This is a genomic window from Paenibacillus sp. SEL3, from assembly GCF_054602585.1.
Genome location: NZ_CM137725.1, coordinates 2,454,881 through 2,471,171, shown reverse-complemented (window position 1 = coordinate 2,471,171; position 16,291 = coordinate 2,454,881). Strand labels below are relative to the sequence as shown.

At 45.6% G+C, this 16,291-nt stretch carries 15 protein-coding genes and 1 other annotated feature; all 15 genes read left to right on the top strand.

From position 1 onward, the window contains the following. Complete coding sequence (gene cysS / locus ACYCS5_RS11605) at positions 1-1,404, top strand: cysteine--tRNA ligase (protein ID WP_029514498.1); 1,404 nt, start codon at positions 1-3, stop codon at positions 1,402-1,404. Then, positions 1,401-1,859: a Mini-ribonuclease 3 gene (locus ACYCS5_RS11600; RefSeq protein ID WP_029514497.1), complete on the top strand. Its 459-nt coding sequence runs from the start codon at positions 1,401-1,403 to the stop codon at positions 1,857-1,859. Before cysS ends, ACYCS5_RS11600 begins: the two co-directional genes overlap by 4 nt. Positions 1,860-1,914: 55 nt before the next feature. Continuing rightward, complete coding sequence (gene rlmB / locus ACYCS5_RS11595; protein ID WP_013312173.1) at positions 1,915-2,661, top strand: 23S rRNA (guanosine(2251)-2'-O)-methyltransferase RlmB; 747 nt, start codon at positions 1,915-1,917, stop codon at positions 2,659-2,661. 4 nt (positions 2,662-2,665) lie between these two features. Next, positions 2,666-3,187 carry an NYN domain-containing protein gene (locus ACYCS5_RS11590; RefSeq protein ID WP_007432599.1) on the top strand — a complete coding sequence of 174 codons (522 nt, stop codon included), beginning with the start codon at positions 2,666-2,668 and terminating at the stop codon, positions 3,185-3,187. Positions 3,188-3,349: 162 nt separating this feature from the next. Continuing rightward, positions 3,350-3,994 carry an RNA polymerase sporulation sigma factor SigH gene (sigH, locus tag ACYCS5_RS11585; protein ID WP_016324748.1) on the top strand — a complete coding sequence of 215 codons (645 nt, stop codon included), beginning with the start codon at positions 3,350-3,352 and terminating at the stop codon, positions 3,992-3,994. 335 nt (positions 3,995-4,329) lie between these two features. Beyond that, positions 4,330-4,479: a 50S ribosomal protein L33 gene (gene rpmG / locus ACYCS5_RS11580; protein WP_023990562.1), complete on the top strand. Its 150-nt coding sequence runs from the start codon at positions 4,330-4,332 to the stop codon at positions 4,477-4,479. Between the two features lie 20 nt (positions 4,480-4,499). After that, positions 4,500-4,691 carry a preprotein translocase subunit SecE gene (gene secE / locus ACYCS5_RS11575; RefSeq protein ID WP_013312170.1) on the top strand — a complete coding sequence of 64 codons (192 nt, stop codon included), beginning with the start codon at positions 4,500-4,502 and terminating at the stop codon, positions 4,689-4,691. A gap of 22 nt (positions 4,692-4,713) precedes the next feature. Continuing rightward, positions 4,714-5,247, top strand: coding sequence for a transcription termination/antitermination protein NusG (nusG, locus tag ACYCS5_RS11570; RefSeq protein WP_007432596.1), 534 nt, complete (start codon positions 4,714-4,716; stop codon positions 5,245-5,247). Between the two features lie 73 nt (positions 5,248-5,320). Next, positions 5,321-5,746, top strand: coding sequence for a 50S ribosomal protein L11 (gene rplK, locus ACYCS5_RS11565; RefSeq protein ID WP_007432595.1), 426 nt, complete (start codon positions 5,321-5,323; stop codon positions 5,744-5,746). Positions 5,747-5,833: 87 nt separating this feature from the next. Then, complete coding sequence (rplA, locus tag ACYCS5_RS11560) at positions 5,834-6,526, top strand: 50S ribosomal protein L1 (RefSeq protein ID WP_013312169.1); 693 nt, start codon at positions 5,834-5,836, stop codon at positions 6,524-6,526. Between the two features lie 68 nt (positions 6,527-6,594). Continuing rightward, positions 6,595-6,746 (top strand) — a sequence feature (ribosomal protein L10 leader region). Between the two features lie 74 nt (positions 6,747-6,820). After that, positions 6,821-7,324: a 50S ribosomal protein L10 gene (gene rplJ, locus ACYCS5_RS11555; protein ID WP_013312168.1), complete on the top strand. Its 504-nt coding sequence runs from the start codon at positions 6,821-6,823 to the stop codon at positions 7,322-7,324. Between the two features lie 68 nt (positions 7,325-7,392). Beyond that, positions 7,393-7,758 carry a 50S ribosomal protein L7/L12 gene (gene rplL, locus ACYCS5_RS11550; RefSeq protein WP_029514495.1) on the top strand — a complete coding sequence of 122 codons (366 nt, stop codon included), beginning with the start codon at positions 7,393-7,395 and terminating at the stop codon, positions 7,756-7,758. Positions 7,759-7,906: 148 nt separating this feature from the next. Continuing rightward, entirely contained in the window at positions 7,907-8,509 is a 603-nt protein-coding gene (locus ACYCS5_RS11545) for a class I SAM-dependent methyltransferase (RefSeq protein ID WP_029514494.1), read from the top strand. Between the two features lie 355 nt (positions 8,510-8,864). Next, positions 8,865-12,410 (top strand): DNA-directed RNA polymerase subunit beta, encoded by a 3,546-nt coding sequence (rpoB, locus tag ACYCS5_RS11540; protein ID WP_029514493.1) that lies wholly within the window; start codon positions 8,865-8,867, stop codon positions 12,408-12,410. Positions 12,411-12,550: 140 nt separating this feature from the next. Further along, positions 12,551-16,165, top strand: a complete 3,615-nt coding sequence (rpoC, locus tag ACYCS5_RS11535; RefSeq protein WP_029514492.1) for a DNA-directed RNA polymerase subunit beta' — start codon at positions 12,551-12,553, stop codon at positions 16,163-16,165. The last annotated feature ends 126 nt before the right edge of the window (positions 16,166-16,291 follow it).

Genomic DNA, 16,291 nt, shown 5'->3' with positions numbered 1-16,291 from the left:
ATGCCGCTTCAAATTTATAATACAATGACGAGGAGTCGGGAGCCTTTTGTGCCACTGGAGCCTGGAAAGGTTAAAATGTATGTATGCGGTCCTACCGTGTATGATTACATTCATATTGGCAATGCACGACCTGTAATTGTATTTGATGTGGTGCGTAGCTACCTGGAGTACTTGGGCTATGATGTAAACTATGTGGTGAATTTTACGGATGTCGATGATAAACTAATCCGCAAAGCTCGGGAACTTGACATGAATGTTTCGGCAGTTGCTGAGAAATTTATTGCTGCCTACCATGAGGATCTGACAGGATTGAATGTTCCTGCTGCCAGTATGAACCCTCGTGTAACAGAGAGCATGGATCTGATTATTGATTTTATTAAGGAATTGGTAGACAAAGACTATGCCTATGAGAATGATGGCGACGTGTTCTATCGGACCAAAAAGTTCAAAGATTACGGACAACTGTCAGGTCAAAATCTGGAAGAGCTTCAGTTCGGAATTCGTATCAATGTGGATGAACGCAAGGAAAATGCCGAGGACTTTGTACTCTGGAAGGCAGCGAAGCCGGGCGAAATTCATTGGTCGAGCCCTTGGGGAAATGGACGACCAGGCTGGCATATCGAATGCTCTGCTATGGCTCGCCATTATTTGGGGGATACACTGGATATTCATGGGGGCGGACAGGATCTGCAATTTCCGCATCATGAATGTGAATGCGCACAATCCGAAGTGATTACAGGTAAGCCATTATCCCGCTACTGGATGCATAACGGATATATTCGCATAGATAATGAAAAAATGTCGAAATCACTCGGTAATGGTATTTTAGTTAAAGATTTGCGCGCTCATCACAAGCCTGAGGCTATACGTTATTTTATGTTGTCGACGCATTACCGAAATCCGTTAAACTACAACCAAGAGACTATGAGTCAGGCGGAGAACAGTGTCGAACGGATCGCCAATGCAGTTGCCAATGTGAAGCATCGTTTAGCTAATGCGCTGAAAGGTAATGAGGGAGTATCGACGGAACTGCAAACGAAGCTCGACGGAATTTTGCAGCAGTTTGGCGAAAAAATGAATGATGATTTCAACACACCTGATGCGATTACTGCTGTATTCGATTGGGTTAGCGAAGCAAACCATTTGTTGCAACGAGATGTCGTACATCAGGCAGAATTACAAGCTGTATTGCATACCTTTCATTCGATGAATAACGTGCTTCGCATTTATTCGGAGCCGAGTGAAGAGTTGCTGGATGACGAAATTGAGCAGTTAATTGCAGAACGTGTCGAAGCTCGTAAGACCAGAAATTGGGGTAGAGCTGACGAAATTCGCGATCTGTTGGCTGCAAAAGGCATTGTGCTTGAAGATACGGCGCAGGGGATGCGGTGGCGGCGAAAATGAATGATAAGCCACTGAACTCAGGAGCATCGGAAGGTACGGGGAACTGGTTCCCGTACCCTGCGTCCAAGCCAGCACGTTTGATGCCTCCCATTGCACTAGCTTACATTGGTGATGCAGTGTACGAGGTAGCTGTCCGGCAATATTTGTTGGCACAGCCTAACCTGCGTCCAAATCATCTGCATCGGCGAGCCACAGGGCTAGTCTCCGCCAAGGCGCAGAGTCGCATGTTAGGGCTATTGGAAAATGTACTGACGGAAGAAGAACGCGATATTGTCCGACAAGGAAGAAATGCTAAATCAGGAAGTTTGCCCAAAAATGCTGATGTGCTTGAGTATCGGCACGCCACTGCACTGGAGGGGTTGATTGGATCTCTTTATTGTGATGGACATTTGGACAGATTAAGAGAGTTGATTACGTACGGAATTGCACAAATGGAAAATACAGGAAAATCATAAATGGGAATGGACTGGATGGAACAAGTATCAGCCGTTTCCCGGGAGGAAGCTAGAGATGGAAGAAGAATGGATTGCCGGTAAGCATTCGGTAACGGAGGCATTGCGTTCAGGCAGAACAATAAATAAAATTTGGATTGCGGATAATGCGCAAAAACATTTGACACTGCCGATTACAGCTGAGGCGAAAAAAGCAGGAATTATTGTTTTGCAGGTGGACAAGCGTAAGCTGGATCAAATGGTTCCGGGCATTCAACATCAGGGAGTGGTCGCGCAAGCTGCGCCTTTTGCCTATGTTGAAGTGGAAGAATTGCTCGCAACTGCTCGTGATAAGGGAGAAGAGCCGTTTTTGATTTTGCTGGATGAGATTGAAGACCCTCATAATTTGGGCTCCATCCTTCGTACAGCGGACTGTACTGGAGCGCATGGTGTTATTGTGCCGAAAAGGCGTTCTGCAGCTGTAACTGTAACGGTGTCCAAAACATCGGCAGGTGCTGTGGAGTACGTTCCGGTGGCGCGTGTAAACAATCTGGGACAAACCATTGATCGTCTTAAAGAAGAAGGTGTATGGGTAGTTGGCACGGATGTTACAGCGACAGACCCTGTCTTTGGGAATGGAGTATTCACGGGACCAGTAGCCATTGTCATTGGTAACGAAAATAAAGGTATGGGCCGTTTGATTCGTGAGAAATGCGATGTACTCGTCAAGCTGCCAATGGCGGGGCAAATTAATTCCCTTAATGCTTCTGTAGCTGCAGGTGTTGTCATGTACGAAGTATTGCGCGGACGACAGGCACGGGGCTAACGATATGGCTGACACGCGGGATGTTCTGCTTGTGGACGGTTACAACATGATTGGAGCCTGGCCCGAACTTTCCGCACTGGTACAATCTGGTATGCAGGAAGCGAGGGACAGACTTCTTGAACGACTGGCGGATCATCAGGCGTATTCCGGCAGAAGAGTCATCGTCGTATTTGATGCTTACAGGGTGCCAGGATTAGGTAAAACTTTTGCTCAGAGCAAAGTCCAGATTTATTTTACCAGAGAAAAAGAAACTGCTGATGAGTGCATCGAGCGATTGGTTCGGGAGCTGAGCAGTAAAAGAAGAAGTATTTACGTAGCGACAAGCGATCAGGTAGAGCAACATGTCGCATTTGGGCAAGGTGCACTTAGGGTGTCGGCGCGAGAACTACTGATCGAGATTGAGGAATCCGAAAGAGAAGTGCAGAAGCGAATCCAGCAGGATAGTGCTAAATTGTCCCGTAACTCGCTAGATGCCAAACTGAGCCCGGAGCTTCGAAAGTTGTTTGAACGATGGAGAAGAGAATAAACCAATAATTGGACGCCACTCCATTTTGAAACCATTGACAATTTTGTTAGCGCTCTTCTTTTTTAGGTTGTTGTGGTTGACGGTATCAGGTTACATCGCGTATACTTGTCGTATATTTGAGAGAGTAACGGGTACCTTGCGTTGCAGCCGGAGGGATTGTTAGTGAGTGTGGACCTCAAGGATATCATGTTGTCAAAGTTTGATTACAAAAATGATGAAGACATTGTCGGAGCAGTCCATGAAGGTGATGGGGAAGCGCTGGAGTTTCTGATCAACAAATACCGGAACTTTGTGCGGGCCAAGGCCAGATCCTACTTCCTGATTGGTGCTGATCGCGAGGATATTATTCAGGAGGGCATGATTGGTCTCTACAAATCCATTCGTGATTTTAAGGGAGACAAGCTTGCTTCGTTCAAGGCTTTCGCCGAGTTGTGCATTACACGACAGATTATTACGGCAATTAAGACGGCTACACGACAAAAGCACATTCCTCTGAACTCTTACGTGTCTCTGGACAAGCCCATCTATGATGAAGAGTCAGACCGGACGTTGCTCGATGTGATTTGCGGAACACAAGTAAGTGACCCTGAAGAGCTGATCATCAATCAGGAAGAATTTGTGGGCCTTGAGGACAAGATGTCCGAGATTCTGAGCGAACTGGAACGCAAGGTACTTATGTTGTATCTGGACGGACGTTCGTATCAGGAGATTGCAGAGGATCTTGACCGCCATGTGAAATCCATTGATAACGCGCTGCAACGGGTCAAGCGTAAACTTGAAAAGTATCTGGAAGTAAGAGATAGTTGAAAGTAGAGGCTGACAGGGAAAAAGGCTCGAGTCCGAGTCTTTTTTTATTCGTTATAGGTAGGCTATGCAGGTTTATAAGTGTTACAAATGATTTATACTAAAAAAGACGAATAATAGATATCGCCTTGATTTTTGAAGCGGCTTTTCAGAGAACAGTTTAAAAGGATGCACAGATGTTAAAATGCACCACAGTCGGGACTGCGAATTGTATGCAAACATTCGTTGACATGGAAAACCCCGTGTGATAAAGTGTTTTAGGTAGGCCTAAATTCGCGGTTTTTTTTAGGATCAATTATGAGACTTCCGGTGTTGGATGTCTTCGGGAGGTGCACATCATGCGGGTAATTATTACTTTGGCTTGTACAACATGCAAACAAAGAAATTACACAACGACGAAAAACAAGCGTAATCACCCCGACCGCATGGAGATGAAGAAATTCTGTAAGTCCTGTAACGAACAGACTTCTCATCGGGAAACCAGATAGTTTTTGGAGGTGTAGTCGGCGTGAAACGCAGTTTCAAGTCTCTGTTTTCCTTTTTCTCTGAAAGCTGGGCTGAACTCAAGAAGGTTCGCTGGCCCAATCGTAAAGAACTGACCAACTATACGCTGATTGTCATAGGGACAATTGCGTTCGTCACGATTTATTTTTGGGTTCTCGACATCGGCATTTCCGCTGTGATCGAAGCGATTATCTAGGAAGGGTTCCAGGTGGCTTGATATGGAAAAAAGATGGTACGTCGTTCATACCTATTCAGGGTATGAGAACAAAGTCAAAGCCAATTTGGAAAAACGCGTTGAGTCCATGGGCATGGAAGACAAGATATTCCGTGTTCTTGTTCCTATGGAAGAAGAACTGGTAACCAAGGACGGTAAGAAAAAAACCGTTATGCGTAAAGTCTACCCTGGTTATGTCTTAGTCGAAATGGTCCAAACCGACGACTCTTGGTATGTTGTACGCAACACACCAGGTGTTACGGGATTTGTAGGGTCAACAGGCTCGGGTTCCAAACCGACGCCATTGCTTCCAGAAGAAGTTGAACAGATTCTGAAGCATATGGGCATGGTAGAGCCGAAACCGAAGATTGAATTCGATGTTAAGGAATCCGTGCGAATTAAAGTTGGTCCTTTTGCGAATTTTGTGGGCTCCGTGGAAGAAATTTTGGTTGAGAAGAGCAAGCTTAAAGTTCACGTCAACATGTTTGGACGGGAAACCCCGCTTGAGTTGGATTATACTCAAGTGGAGAAAATATAGATTTTTCTTACAGGTTTCTTGTGGGAGGATCGATAGGTCCGTCTACCACTATTGAGTCAAGGAGGTGTCATCCATGGCAAAAAAGGTAATTAAAATGGTAAAACTGCAGATTCCTGCAGGGAAAGCTAATCCAGCGCCTCCAGTAGGTCCAGCTTTGGGTCAAGCAGGTGTCAACATCATGGCATTCTGTAAAGAGTTCAATGCTCGTACTGCTGATCAAGCAGGCCTGATTATTCCGGTTGAAATTTCGGTATTTGAGGATCGTTCTTTTACGTTCATCACCAAAACTCCACCGGCTGCTGTTCTGTTGAAAGTTGCTGCTAAAATCGAAAAAGGTTCCGGTGAACCGAATAAAACGAAAGTTGCAACTGTAAATCGCGCTGCTGTTCGTCAAATTGCAGAGCAAAAAATGCCTGACCTTAACGCAGCTTCCGTAGAATCGGCAATGCGTATGGTTGAAGGTACTGCTCGCAGCATGGGTATCACCATCGTAGATTAATTTTATTAATCTACGTGTGCCGGCAGTTTGACTGTCCGGCAAGTGTGGGAGGAATATCCGCTAATACCACATAAGGAGGAAAACATTATGGCTAAACATGGTAAGAAGTACCTGGAAGCTGCTAAGCTGATTGACAGCGAAGCAACTTACGAGCCTTTAGAAGCCGTTGAACTGGTGAAAAAGGCTGCGACTGCTAAATTCGACGAAACCGTTGAAGCTGCAGTTCGTCTGGGCGTAGATTCCCGTAAACAAGACCAGGCTGTTCGTGGTGTTGTTGTCCTGCCGCATGGTACGGGTAAAACACAACGCGTTCTGGTATTTGCAAAAGGTGACAAAGTGAAAGAAGCGGAAGCTGCTGGCGCTGATTTTGTTGGCGATCAAGATATGATCAACAAAATCCAACAAGGCTGGTTTGAATTCGACGTCTGCGTTGCGACACCTGATATGATGAGTGAGGTTGGTAAACTGGGTCGTTTGCTCGGTGGTAAAGGTTTGATGCCTAACCCTAAAGCAGGCACAGTTACTTTCGACGTTGCCAAGGCTGTTCAAGAAATTAAAGCCGGTAAAATCGAATACCGTCTCGACAAAGCCGGTCAAATTCATGCACCAATCGGCAAAGCTTCCTTCAGTGCTGAACAGCTGAACGAGAACCTTAAAGCCTTGGTTGAAGCCTTGAACCGTGCGAAGCCAGCGGCTGCTAAAGGTGTATACCTGAAAAACATCGCTATTTCTTCGACTATGGGACCAAGTGCACGTGTGAACGCATCTGTTTACAGATAATATTTTGATTGACATGTTCAATCAAAATTGTTATTCTATAAAAGTTGTGAGTCCTTGTGACTGACCATTAAAGTTGAATATGCTTACCGTAGACAGTAGGTGCCTTAGGGCTTAATTTCCTACCGAGGTGTTATGATAGAACGTTTCATGTGACGGGCTTGTCCCGTCCATGTAGATTTATCAAGCCTTCGTACTCTACGGAGGCTTTTTTCATGCTTATGAAAGCAAGCTTTGTGAGATCACCAGATCGGGTGCTTCGAACAAAGCGGATAAATTGATCAGGAGGTGTACAGTTTGGCAAATGCAAAGGTGATTCAAGCAAAACAAGAAGCTGTTGAAGTTGTAGCTGCAAAATTACGTGAGAGCGTAACGACTGTGGTTGCAGACTATCGCGGTCTGAATGTTGCCCAAGTAACTGAGCTGCGTAAGCAGCTTCGCGAAGCCGGAATCGAATTTCAAGTGCTGAAAAACACACTGCTCCGCCGTGCAACTGCGGCAGCAGAATTGACTGAACTGGACGCAGTATTGACAGGTCCTACTGCAATCGCGTTCGGCAAAGATGATGCAGTGTCTGCAGCTAAAATCTTGAACGATTTCGCTAAGAAGAACAATGCACTGGAACTGAAAGGTGCAGTTGTAGAAGGTCGCGTTATCGGTGTTGAGGAAATCAAAGCACTGGCAGAACTGCCATCCCGCGAAGGTCTCCTTTCCATGCTCCTCAGCGTGCTTCAAGCTCCTGTGCGCAACTTCGCGCTTGCAGTTAAAGCTGTTGCAGAAAAAGAAGAGCAAAGCGCATAAGTTAGGGATTAAACCTGCTGTATAGCAGTTGAGAACAAAAAAATACGAATTTAAATGGAGGTTCAACCATGAGTAAAGAGCAAATCTTGGAAGCAATTAAAGGTATGTCCGTATTGGAACTGAACGATCTCGTGAAAGCAATCGAAGAAGAATTCGGCGTAACTGCAGCAGCTCCAGTAGCTGTAGCAGGTGGCGCAGCAGGTGGCGCAGCTGAAGCTGAGCAATCCGAGTTCGACGTAATCTTGACAAGCGCTGGCGGTTCCAAAATCAACGTTATCAAAGCAGTTCGCGAAATCACAGGTCTTGGCCTGAAAGAAGCAAAAGAACTGGTTGACAACGCTCCAAAACCACTGAAAGAAAAAATCGCTAAAGAAGAAGCTGAATCCATTAAAGCAAAATTGGAAGAAGCAGGCGCTTCTGTAGAAGTGAAATAATTGACTGCTTTCTAGCAGACAATGAACTAAAACAAACCCCTTGAGGTGATCTTCAAGGGGTTTGTTGCTGTAAAACGGTAGTGCCAGCATGTCTGAAAGGTAATTGTAAAGGCTATGATGGTAGTACAACCGAAAGAGGTGGGCATGAATGGCTGATCATTACTACTCCAAGCGGCCAGAGACGGCGCATGAAAGACGGAGCCTGGAAACAGTGCTGCGGGGGCGGTCATACCGTTTTGTCAGCGATTCAGGCGTTTTTTCGAAGCAGGGCATTGATTATGGGAGTCGCGTGCTGATTGAAGCGATGCAGCTTCCTGCACAAGCCTCGGTATTAGATGTAGGATGCGGTTACGGGCCGATTGGTTTGGCGGCAGCCGCGCTTGTCCCAGAAGGACACGTCACAATGGTTGATATTAATGAGCGAGCCGTTCAACTAGCGATAGAGAATGCGGAACGTAATGGGGTTAAGAATGTCACCGTTAAGCAAAGCGATTTGTTTGCGGAAGTGAAGAATGAACGTTTTGACGTAATTTTGACGAATCCTCCTATACGTGCAGGAAAAGAAACAGTGCATACCATTTTTGAACTTGCTTATGAGCATTTAAATGAGGGTGGAACTTTGTGGGTAGTCATTCAGAAAAAGCAGGGGGCCCCTTCGGCGAGTGCTAAGATAGAGAGTCTTTTCGGTCATGTGGAGGAAGTTACAAAGGATAAAGGCTATCGAATTTTGAAGGCCAAAAAAAGTTTTTAAGAAAATGCAATAGGACCATTGACTTGAATCCTGGTCTGTGATATCATTATAAAATGTCAGTATTAGGATGCCCTCCATGGCTTTAGTTTGTTGAAATGTCAATAGATTTATGCGTAGTAGGTATAGTATTTATCGCTATTACGTATAATACAACCATTTTGGGCAAATCTACAAGTGATGAAGATCTTCCGGTAAGAGGATTCTGCAGATACGTTGCTCTTTTTTCGAATGCATTCGAGTAAGGGCTTTTCTGTATTTGTAAGATTGAATCTTCTGTATGTGTCTTATTATAAGGTCACAAACAGAGGTTCGCAATGTATTTTTAAAGTGAGTAGACATGAGGGGTGAGTTTAAGTTGGCAGGACATCTTGTTCAATATGGTCGACGCACTCGGCGCAGTTATGCACGTATTAATGAGGTACTCGAGGTTCCGAACCTGATTGAGATCCAACAAAAATCCTATGATTGGTTTTTGGAGGAAGGATTACGGGAAATGTTTCGGGATATTTCACCAATTCAAGATTTCACTGGAAATCTGATTTTGGAGTTTATCGACTATTCTCTCGGAGAACCCAAATATACCGTTGACGACGCAAAGGAACGCGACGTTACGTATGCAGCACCGCTTCGGGTAAAAGTCCGGCTTATTAATAAAGAGACCGGGGAAGTGAAAGAGCAGGAAGTATTCATGGGAGACTTCCCGCTGATGACTGAAACGGGTACGTTTATTATTAACGGTGCGGAACGGGTTATTGTCAGCCAGTTGGTTCGCTCTCCCAGCGTCTATTTCAGCACAAAAGTCGACAAGAATGCGAAAACAACATACACCGCAACGGTAATTCCTAACCGGGGGGCTTGGCTCGAACTGGAGATGGATGCGAAGGATATTATCTATGTCCGGATTGACCGTACCCGTAAAATTCCGGTTACGGTGTTGCTGCGTGCACTTGGCTTTGGCACTGATGCTGAGATTCTGGATTTGCTCGGCAATGACGAATATATCCGCAACACACTTGATAAAGACAATACGGATTCCACGGAGAAAGCGCTGATTGAAATTTATGAGCGTCTTCGCCCGGGTGAGCCACCTACACTGGATAACGCAAAGAGCTTGCTTGTTGCACGCTTCTTTGATCCAAAACGTTATGATCTGGCCAACGTAGGCCGTTACAAAATCAATAAAAAGCTTCACATCAAAAACCGTCTGTTCAATCAACGTCTTGCTGAGACATTGATTGATACAACAACTGGTGAAATTATCGCTGAAGCAGGACAAATGGTGGATCGTCGCCTGTTGGACGAGATTCTGGCCCAACTGGAGGAATCAGTAGGACACCGCACGTATCATGTTGCTAGCGGCGTGCTGGAAAGCAATGATATTCCACTTCAAACGATTGATGTGTTCTCGCCAATTGAGGACGGTAAAGTAGTGAAACTGATTGCTAACGGAAATATTGATAAATCGGTTAAGAATATTACGCCTGCCGATATTATTTCCTCCATCAGTTATTTTATTAACTTGCTTCACGGTATCGGAAGTACGGACGATATTGACCATTTGGGTAATCGTCGTTTACGTTCTGTAGGTGAGTTGCTCCAAAACCAGTTCCGTATCGGTTTGTCCCGTATGGAACGCGTGGTGCGTGAAAGAATGTCGATTCAGGATGCTAATGTAATTACGCCACAAGCGTTGATCAACATACGTCCGGTAATTGCCTCGATTAAAGAGTTCTTTGGTAGCTCGCAGCTGTCTCAGTTTATGGATCAGACAAACCCGCTTGCTGAATTAACGCACAAACGTCGTCTGTCCGCACTCGGACCCGGCGGTTTGACGCGTGAACGCGCAGGCATGGAAGTGCGTGACGTCCATCCAAGTCACTACGGCCGTATGTGTCCTATCGAGACACCAGAGGGACCAAACATTGGTTTGATCAACTCTTTGTCCACATTTGCACGTATCAACGAGTACGGATTTATCGAAGCTCCTTATCGTTGGGTAGATCCAAAAACTGGAAAAGTTACAGACCAGATTGATTACCTGACTGCTGATGAAGAAGATAACTACATCGTAGCTCAGGCGAACGCGGAATTGACGGAGGAAAACACCTTTAAGGATGAGGTCGTCATTGTCCGTTATAACAAACAGTCTGATAACATTATTCCAATGGCTAGTAGCCGTGTCGATTACATGGACGTATCACCTAAACAGGTCGTATCAGTTGCGACAGCACTGATTCCGTTTCTGGAGAATGATGACTCTAACCGCGCATTGATGGGTTCCAATATGCAACGTCAGGCTGTCCCACTATTGATTCCGAAGTCTCCATTGGTCGGAACAGGAATGGAGCACAAGTCTGCAAAAGATTCTGGTGTTTGCATTGTATCCAAATACAACGGAGTTATCGAACGCTCTTCGGCTAACGAAATTTGGTTGCGTCGTATCGAAACTGTAGATGGTGCTGAAGTGAAGGGCGACATTGTTAAGTATAAATTACACAAATTTATGCGATCTAACCAAGGAACTTGCATCAACCAACGCCCGATTGTGAACAGAGGAGATATTGTCAAAGTTGGCGATATTCTTGCGGATGGTCCATCTACAGAGATGGGTGAGTTGGCGTTGGGACGTAACGTTGTCGTTGCCTTCATGACTTGGGAAGGTTACAACTACGAGGATGCGATCCTGCTGAGTGAGAAACTGGTCAAGGAGGATGTATACACCTCGATCCATATTGAGGAATACGAATCCGAGGCTCGTGACACGAAACTTGGACCTGAAGAAATCACTCGTGACATTCCAAATGTCGGTGAAGAGGCGCTTCGCAACTTGGATGAGCGTGGAATCATTCGTATTGGTGCCGAAATCGGTGCAGGTGACATTCTTGTTGGTAAAGTTACACCTAAAGGTGTGACTGAATTGACAGCTGAAGAACGTCTCTTACACGCAATCTTTGGTGAGAAGGCACGCGAGGTTCGCGATACTTCTTTGAGAGTTCCTCACGGAACAGATGGGATTGTTGTAGATGTAAAGGTGTTTACACGTGAAAATGGTGATGAACTGCCACCAGGTGTAAATCAGTTGGTTCGTGTATATATTGCTCAAAAACGTAAAATCTCCGAAGGCGATAAAATGGCTGGACGTCACGGTAACAAGGGTGTCGTTGCCCGTATTTTGCCTGAAGAAGATATGCCGTTCCTGCCGGATGGTACACCAGTACAGGTCGTTCTGAACCCGCTGGGGGTACCTTCACGGATGAACATCGGACAGGTGCTTGAAGTCCATCTGGGTATGGCTGCAATGCGTCTTGGTATTCATGTGGCAACTCCAGTATTCGATGGTGCCAAGGAGTATGACGTGTTCGATACAATGGAAGAGGCAGGCATGCAGCGTAATGGTAAGACTGTGTTGTATGACGGACGTACGGGTGATCGTTTTGAACGTGAAGTTACTGTCGGTGTCATGCACATGATTAAACTGGCGCACATGGTCGATGATAAAATCCATGCTCGTTCTACAGGTCCTTACTCTCTCGTTACGCAGCAACCATTGGGTGGTAAAGCTCAATTCGGTGGACAGCGCTTCGGGGAGATGGAAGTATGGGCATTGGAAGCCTACGGCGCGGCGTACACGCTTCAGGAAATTTTGACTGTGAAATCCGATGATGTGGTTGGACGTGTTAAAACTTACGAATCCATTGTCAAAGGTGAAAATGTACCTGAACCGGGTGTTCCAGAATCATTTAAGGTCTTGATCAAAGAGCTGCAAAGCTTGGGTATGGACGTGAAGATTCTGTCTGAAGACGAACAAGAGATCGAAATGAGAGAGCTTGATGATGAGGATGACACAAGCGGCGATAAGCTGAGTTTGAATCTGGAAGGCTCTGAGGTTGGCGTAGAGTAGTTTGGCTGCTAACTGACTCATATCAGCTTTGTTATATACCTTGATCCATTCTAGGATGGATCAGGTTTCTTGATACCGCCCAGTGCTGCTGGGCGGTATCAAACCTAAAAACTCAGGATTTGGTTAAGGAGGGTTGCTCCTTGTTGGACGTTAACAATTTCGAATATATGAAAATCGGGCTTGCTTCCCCCGAAAAGATTCGTTCTTGGTCCCGCGGAGAAGTCAAAAAACCGGAGACGATTAACTATCGTACGCTTAAACCGGAAAAAGAAGGACTATTTTGCGAGAAAATTTTCGGACCTACGAAAGACTGGGAATGTCATTGCGGTAAGTACAAACGTGTACGCTATAAAGGTGTTGTCTGTGACCGTTGTGGAGTAGAAGTTACTCGCGCTAAGGTTCGCCGTGAGCGTATGGGCCATATTGAGTTGGCTGCTCCTGTATCGCACATTTGGTACTTCAAAGGCATTCCAAGTCGTATGGGTCTTGCTCTTGATATGTCTCCAAGATCTCTGGAAGAGATCATTTACTTCGCATCTTATGTTGTAACCGATCCAGGAGATACGCCTTTGGAGAAAAAACAACTCCTGTCCGAAAAAGAATACCGTAGCTACCGTGAGAAATACGGCTATGGCTTCCAGGCAGGTATGGGTGCTGAAGCGGTTAAAAAGCTTCTTCAAGATTTGGATATAGACAAAGAGTTAGAATTTTTGAAAGAAGAGTTGCGTACAGCTCAAGGACAACGTCGTAACCGTGCGATCAAACGCCTTGAAGTTATTGAGGCCTTCCGTAACTCAGGCAACCAACCGGATTGGATGATCATGGACGTACTTCCTGTTATTCCTCCTGAGCTTCGTCCAATGGTACAGTTGGATGGTGGTCGTTTCGCTACCTCTGACCTTAACGACTTGTATCGTCGTGTTATTAACCGTAATAACCGTCTGAAACGTCTGTTAGATCTAGGTGCGCCAGATATTATTGTACAAAATGAAAAACGGATGTTGCAGGAAGCTGTTGACGCCTTGATTGATAATGGTCGTCGTGGTCGTCCTGTTACAGGTCCAGGTAACCGTCCTTTGAAATCCCTCAGCCACATGCTGAAAGGTAAACAAGGACGTTTCCGTCAAAACTTGCTTGGAAAACGTGTTGACTACTCTGGTCGTTCCGTTATCGTTGTAGGTCCGTACTTGAAAATGTATCAATGCGGTTTGCCAAAAGAAATGGCACTGGAACTGTTCAAACCTTTTGTTATGAAAGAACTGGTGAACAAAGGTTTGGCGCACAATATCAAGAGCGCGAAGCGTAAAGTAGAGCGTGTGAGTGCAGAAGTATGGGATGTGCTGGAAGAAGTAATCAAGGAGCATCCGGTTCTTCTGAACCGTGCCCCTACGTTGCATAGACTCGGTATCCAGGCGTTCGAACCGATTTTGGTTGAAGGTCGTGCGATTCGTCTGCATCCGCTCGTATGTACTGCATATAATGCCGACTTTGACGGTGACCAAATGGCTGTTCACGTTCCGTTGTCTGCGGAAGCCCAAGCTGAAGCTCGTTTGCTTATGCTAGCATCCGGCAACATTTTGAATCCGAAAGACGGCAAGCCAGTTGTTACACCTTCCCAGGATATGGTTCTTGGTTCTTTCTATCTGACTATGGATAACAAAGAAGAAGAAGGAAGTAATATGATCCTTCGCAACATGAATGAGGCTATATCGGCTTACCAACGTGGTACAGCTGGACTTCATGCTCGTGTAGCTATTCCGGTTAAAGCTTTGAATAAAACGAGCTTTACGGAAAAACAACAGGAAGCGATGTTGATCACAACGGTTGGTAAAATTATCTTTAATGAAATTTTCCCGGCAAGCTTCCCGTACATCAATGATGCTACCCGTGCGAACCTGCTTTATGGTACTGCGGAGGAGTTCTTTGTTTACGAGAAGGGTGTAAATCTTACAGAAGCCATTCAAAACGCTCCGCAAGCTAGCGGGGTAGGCAAGGATTACCTTGGTAATATCATTGCCCGTTGTTTTGAGACTTACCATACAACAGAAACAGCTGTAATTCTGGATAAAATTAAGCAACTTGGCTTTACGTATTCCACTCGTGCAGGGGTAACCGTTGCTGTATCGGACGTAATCGTGCCGGTGGAAAAACAAGAGATTCTTAAGGGATCCGAAGACAAAGCGCAAGTTGTAACGAATCAGTACCGTCGTGGTCTGATTACGAATGAAGAACGCTATGACCGGATTATCGATATTTGGTCTAAAGCGAAAGATGATATTACCGAAGTATTGATGAAGTCCATGGATCGCTACAACTCCATCATGATGATGGTGGACTCCAAAGCGCGGGGTAACAAATCACAGATTACTCAGCTCGGCGGTATGCGTGGTCTGATGGCCAATCCATCCGGACGTATTATCGAACTCCCAATCAAATCAAACTTCCGTGAAGGCCTGACAGTACTCGAGTACTTCATCTCCACTCACGGAGCGCGTAAAGGTTTGGCGGATACAGCTCTTCGTACGGCTGACTCCGGTTACCTGACTCGTCGTCTCGTAGATGTGGCACAGGATGTTATCGTGCGCGAAGAAGACTGCGGAACGGATAAAGGCTTCACAGTAAGTCGTATCCAGGACGGTAAAGAAGTAATTGAGGATCTCTATGACCGTCTGGAAGGTCGCTATTGCTTTGAAACGGTACGTCATCCTGAGACTGGCGAGATTTTGGCTAGACGTAACGAATTGATTGACTCCGACAAAGCTGAAGCGATTGTTAAAGCTGGCGTACACAAAGTTCAAATACGTTCTGTATTAAGTTGCCGGGCTAAACATGGCGTCTGCAAGAAATGTTACGGTCGCAATCTGGCTACTGGTAAACACGTTGAGATTGGTGAAGCAGTTGGTATCATCGCTGCACAATCCATCGGTGAGCCAGGAACACAGCTTACTATGCGTACGTTCCACACAGGCGGCGTAGCCGGAGACGATATTACACAAGGTTTGCCTCGTATCCAGGAGCTTTTTGAAGCACGTAATCCTAAAGGTCAGGCAACGATTAGTGAAATTGACGGTACAGTTAAAGAAGTTCGTGAAGGTAAAGACCGCCGTGAGATCGACATTCAGGGTGAAGCCGAAACGAAAACATACTCAGTAACGTATGGTTCCCGCCTGCGCGTAAGCGAAGGTATGACTGTTGAAGCTGGGGACGAACTGACGGATGGTTCGATTGATCCTAAAGAAATGCTGCGTATTAAAGGTATTCGCGGGGTACAGAACTATATCCTTCAGGAAGTTCAACGCGTATACCGGAACCAGGGCGTAGAAATCAACGACAAGCACGTAGAAGTTATGATTCGTCAAATGTTGCGTAAAATCCGTATCATTGATGCGGGCGACACGATCTTACTTCCAGGCTCCTTTGTTGATGTCCATGAGTATGAAAATGCAAACAAGATAGCGATTCTCAGCGGCCAAGAACCAGCGGTAGCCAAGCCGGTACTGCTCGGTATTACCAAGGCATCTCTGGAAACTGACTCCTTCTTGTCAGCAGCATCCTTCCAGGAAACTACTCGTGTCCTGACTGATGCAGCTATTAAAGGCAAGGTCGATCAGTTGCTTGGACTGAAAGAGAACGTAATTATTGGTAAATTGATTCCTGCGGGAACAGGTATGAACCGTTACCGTAGCGTGAAATTTGCCCAACCGGAAGAGGGGCAGTCTCCATCTGAGGAGCTCGAACCAATTTCGGCCGAGTAATATAAAAATAGTATGATTGCCGGAACACCGTAGACATAAGCTTTGCATAAAAGCTACAGCAGACGGTGCTCCGGTGCTTTTTTCAAAAAAGAATCGTACTATTCTGTTTAAATGAATTATAGTTTA

Excerpts from the sequence above, each read along its gene's own strand:
- ACYCS5_RS11590 (WP_007432599.1), top strand. The coding sequence starts at position 2,666 with ATGGCTGACACGCGGGATGTTCTGCTTGTGGACGGTTACAACATGATT.
- rplL (WP_029514495.1), top strand. The coding sequence starts at position 7,393 with ATGAGTAAAGAGCAAATCTTGGAAGCAATTAAAGGTATGTCCGTATTG.
- rplA (WP_013312169.1), top strand. The coding sequence starts at position 5,834 with ATGGCTAAACATGGTAAGAAGTACCTGGAAGCTGCTAAGCTGATTGAC.
- nusG (WP_007432596.1), top strand. The coding sequence starts at position 4,714 with ATGGAAAAAAGATGGTACGTCGTTCATACCTATTCAGGGTATGAGAAC.
- rplK (WP_007432595.1), top strand. The coding sequence starts at position 5,321 with ATGGCAAAAAAGGTAATTAAAATGGTAAAACTGCAGATTCCTGCAGGG.
- rlmB (WP_013312173.1), top strand. The coding sequence starts at position 1,915 with ATGGAAGAAGAATGGATTGCCGGTAAGCATTCGGTAACGGAGGCATTG.
- rpmG (WP_023990562.1), top strand. The coding sequence starts at position 4,330 with ATGCGGGTAATTATTACTTTGGCTTGTACAACATGCAAACAAAGAAAT.
- ACYCS5_RS11600 (WP_029514497.1), top strand. The coding sequence starts at position 1,401 with ATGAATGATAAGCCACTGAACTCAGGAGCATCGGAAGGTACGGGGAAC.
- cysS (WP_029514498.1), top strand. The coding sequence starts at position 1 with ATGCCGCTTCAAATTTATAATACAATGACGAGGAGTCGGGAGCCTTTT.
- ACYCS5_RS11545 (WP_029514494.1), top strand. The coding sequence starts at position 7,907 with ATGGCTGATCATTACTACTCCAAGCGGCCAGAGACGGCGCATGAAAGA.